This is a genomic window from Ramlibacter sp. 2FC, from assembly GCF_005503345.1.
Classification (GTDB): Bacteria; Pseudomonadota; Gammaproteobacteria; order Burkholderiales; family Burkholderiaceae_C; genus SCMQ01.
In genome coordinates this window covers 1-3,548 of sequence record NZ_SCMM01000114.1, presented here as the reverse complement: position 1 = coordinate 3,548, position 3,548 = coordinate 1, and the positions used below count along the sequence as shown (strand labels likewise).

5 protein-coding genes and 1 pseudogene are annotated in these 3,548 nt (G+C 69.7%); all 6 read left to right on the top strand.

The window, feature by feature from the left end:
* The coding region (nusB, locus tag FFS10_RS22730) for a transcription antitermination factor NusB (RefSeq protein ID WP_137896870.1) at positions 1 to 523 on the top strand (523 nt) is incomplete at its 5' end.
* Between the two features lie 61 nt (positions 524 to 584).
* On the top strand, positions 585 to 1,769 hold the full coding sequence (locus FFS10_RS22725) for a pyridoxal phosphate-dependent aminotransferase (RefSeq protein ID WP_137896871.1): 1,185 nt from the start codon (positions 585 to 587) through the stop codon (positions 1,767 to 1,769).
* A gap of 4 nt (positions 1,770 to 1,773) precedes the next feature.
* On the top strand, positions 1,774 to 2,193 hold the full coding sequence (ybgC, locus tag FFS10_RS22720; protein WP_137896869.1) for a tol-pal system-associated acyl-CoA thioesterase: 420 nt from the start codon (positions 1,774 to 1,776) through the stop codon (positions 2,191 to 2,193).
* On the top strand, positions 2,190 to 2,882 hold the full coding sequence (tolQ, locus tag FFS10_RS22715) for a protein TolQ (RefSeq protein ID WP_137896868.1): 693 nt from the start codon (positions 2,190 to 2,192) through the stop codon (positions 2,880 to 2,882). The genes ybgC and tolQ overlap by 4 nt, the downstream gene beginning before the upstream one ends.
* A gap of 21 nt (positions 2,883 to 2,903) precedes the next feature.
* On the top strand, positions 2,904 to 3,326 hold the full coding sequence (locus tag FFS10_RS22710; protein ID WP_137896867.1) for a biopolymer transporter ExbD: 423 nt from the start codon (positions 2,904 to 2,906) through the stop codon (positions 3,324 to 3,326).
* A gap of 10 nt (positions 3,327 to 3,336) precedes the next feature.
* A pseudogene (locus FFS10_RS22705) lies at positions 3,337 to 3,548 on the top strand (cell envelope integrity protein TolA); the annotation flags it as partial.

Genomic DNA, 3,548 nt, shown 5'->3' with positions numbered 1-3,548 from the left:
TTCCACCCCCAGCCAGCGCCCGCCGCGCCAGCCGCGCACCGGCCTCACCAGCACCGGCGCGCGCAAGGCCGCCGCCAAGTCCACGCGCAGCCGGGCGCGCGAGTTCGCGCTGCAGGCGCTCTACCAGCACCTGGTCGGCGGCAACGACGCCGCCGCCATCGACGCCTTCACGCGCGACCTGGCGGGCTTCCACAAGGCCGACGCGGCCCACTATGACGCGCTGCTGCACGGCTGCATCGCCGAGGCCGCGGACCTGGACGCGCTGATCGTGCCGCTCTTGGACCGCAAGCTGGCCGAGATCTCGCCGATCGAGCGCGGCGTGATGTGGATAGGCGCCTACGAGTTCCTGCATTGCCCCGACGTGCCCTGGCGCGTGGCGCTCAACGAGTGCATCGAGCTGGCCAAGGAATTCGGCGGCACCGACGGCCACAAGTACGTCAACGCCGTGCTCAACGGCCTGGCGCCCAAGCTGCGCGCGGCCGAGGTGGAGGCCGACCGGCTCGCGGGAAAGGCACGCCCGTGAGCCCGCCGGGCCGCCCCAAGGGCGCACAACACCGCAGGGCTCTGCCCGGAGGTGTTTCGTGATCCGGATCGCCGAGCGCGCCCGCCGCATCGAGCCCTTCTACGTCATGGAGGTCGCCAAGGCGGCCTCGGCCCTGGCGCGCGAGTCCGCACCGGGCCAGGCGCCGATGATCTTCCTCAACATCGGCGAGCCCGACTTCACCGCCCCGCCCTTGGTGCAGGAAGCGGCGGCGCGCGCCATCCGGGACGGCGCCACCCAGTACACCCATGCCCTGGGCCTGGACGCGCTGCGCGAGCGCATCAGCGCCTGGTACGCGCAGCGCTTCGGCGTGGCCGTGCCGGCGCGGCGCATCGTGGTCACGGCCGGGGCCTCGGCCGCGCTGCAGCTGGCCTGCCTGGCGCTGATCGAGGCCGGGGACGAGATCCTCATGCCCGATCCCAGCTACCCCTGCAACCGGCATTTCGTCAGCGCGGCCGAGGGCCGCGCCGTGCTGCTGCCGACCACGGCCGCCGAGCGCTTCCAGCTCAGCGCCGACAAGGTGCGCGCCGCCTGGACGCCGGCCACGCGCGGCGTGCTGCTGGCCTCGCCGTCCAACCCCACCGGCACCTCCATCCATCCCGAGGAGCTGCGCCGCATCCACGAGGTGGTGCGCGAGCACGGCGGCATCACCCTGGTCGACGAGATCTACCTGGGCCTGAGCTACGACGACACCTTCGGCCACACCGCGCTGGCGCTGGACGAGCAGGTCATCAGCATCAACAGCTTCAGCAAGTACTTCAACATGACCGGCTGGCGCCTGGGCTGGATGGTGGTGCCCGAGGCCCTGGTCCCGGTGGTCGAGCGCCTGGCACAGAACCTGTTCATCTGCGCCAGCACGGTGGCCCAGCACGCCGCCCTGGCCTGCTTCGAGGCCGAAAGCATCGCCGAGTACGAGCGCCGGCGCGCCGAGTTCAAGGCGCGGCGCGACTTCTTCGTGCCCGCGTTGAATGCGCTGGGCCTCACGGTGCCGGTCATGCCCGACGGCGCCTTCTACGCCTGGGCCGACTGCAGCCAGGCCTGCGAGAAGCTCGGTGTCGAGGGCAGCTGGGACTTCGCCTTCGCGCTGATGCAGCGCGCGCGCATCGCGGTCACGCCGGGGCGCGACTTCGGCAGCGCCGACACCGCGCGCTACGTCCGCTTTTCCACGGCCAGTTCCATGGGCCAGCTGCAGACGGCCGTGGAACGCCTGCGTGCCCTGCTGTCCTGACACCATGGCCTTTGAATTCCCCGTCCGCATCTACTGGGAAGACACCGACGCCGGCGGCATCGTCTTCTACGCCAACTACCTCAAGTTCTTCGAGCGCGCGCGCACCGAATGGCTGCGTTCTTTGGGCATAGGCCAGCAGGCGCTGCGCGAGGCCACGGGCGGGCAGTTCGTGGTCAGCGAGACGGCCGTACGCTACCATCGACCGGCCAGGCTGGACGACGAACTGATTGTTACAGCACACCTTCAGGAGATCGGCCGGGCATCCCTGACAATCGAGCAGCAGGCGCTCTCGAGCACGGCGCGGGACGCGAACAGCGACCGGCTCCTGCTCTGCGAAGGCCGCATCCGCATCGGCTGGGTCGACGCGGACTGCCTCAAGCCAAGCCGCATTCCGCCGCACATCCTTGAGCTTTTGAAAACATGAACCAGGACCTGTCCATCCTTCAACTGGTGCTGAACGCGAGTTTCGTCGTGCAGCTGGTCATGCTGCTGCTGGTGGCCGTCTCGGTCGCGAGCTGGACGGCGATCTTCCGCAAGCTGATCGCGCTCAAGCGCGTGAAGTCGCTGAACGACGACTTCGAGCGCGACTTCTGGTCCGGCACCAGCCTCAACGACCTGTTTGCCGCCGCCGCGCAGAACGCCAAGCACGCCGGCCCCATGGAGCGCATCTTCGCCAGCGGCATGCGCGAATACCAGAAGCTGCGCGAGCGCCGCCTCAACGACCCCGGCACCCTGCTCGACGGCGCACGCCGTGCCATGCGCGCCAGCTTCCAGCGCGAGCTCGACGTGGTCGAGTCCCATCTCTCCTTCCTGGCCTCGGTCGGCTCGGTCTCGCCCTACGTAGGCCTGTTCGGCACCGTCTGGGGCATCATGCACGCCTTCACCGGCCTGGCCAACCTGCAGCAGGTGACGCTGGCCACGGTGGCGCCCGGCATCGCCGAGGCCCTGGTCGCCACGGCCATAGGCCTGTTCGCCGCCATCCCGGCCGTGGTGGCCTACAACCGCTTCGCGCGCGACATCGACCGCGTGGCGATCAAGCTGGAGACCTTCATCGAGGAGTTCTCCAACATCCTGCAGCGCAACCTGGGCGCGCACTCGCCCTCGGGTCACTGAGCCAGCGCCGGGGAGCCCGCCATGCCCTCAGTCGCCTCCCGCGGCCGCGGCCGCCGCACCATCAACGAGATCAACATGGTGCCCTTCATCGACGTGATGCTGGTGCTGCTGATCATCTTCATGGTCACGGCCCCGCTGATCACGCCGAGCATGATCAACCTGCCCAGCGTGGGCAAGGCGCCGGCGCAGCCCCCGAAGGTGGCGCAGATCCTGATCGACAAGGACGAGCGGCTGCAGTTCAAGACCGACGACAAGACCGTGAGCGTCTCGGCCAAGGAGGCGGCCAGCCTGGCCCGGCAATGGCAGGAGGCGCAGCCCGCCGACAGCGCCGTGGTGATCAGCGCCGAGAAGGGCATCAAGTACGAGACCGTGGTCAAGGCCATGGACGAGCTGCAGCGCGCCGGCGTCAAGCGCGTGGGACTGTCGGTGCAGTTGATCCCCTGAGCTTCGCCTCATGCACGCCGCCGCCGAACGCAACGAATTCATTCCCCCGCAGCCGCCCGGCACGCTGCGCGCGCTGGGCCTGGCGCTGCTGGCCCACCTCCTGCTGCTAGGCGCGCTGACCTGGGGCGTGCACTGGAAGCGCCAGAGCGAGAACGACCTGGGCGTGGAAGCCGAGCTCTGGTCGGCCGTGCCGCAGCAGGCGGCGCCGCGCCTGGTCGAACC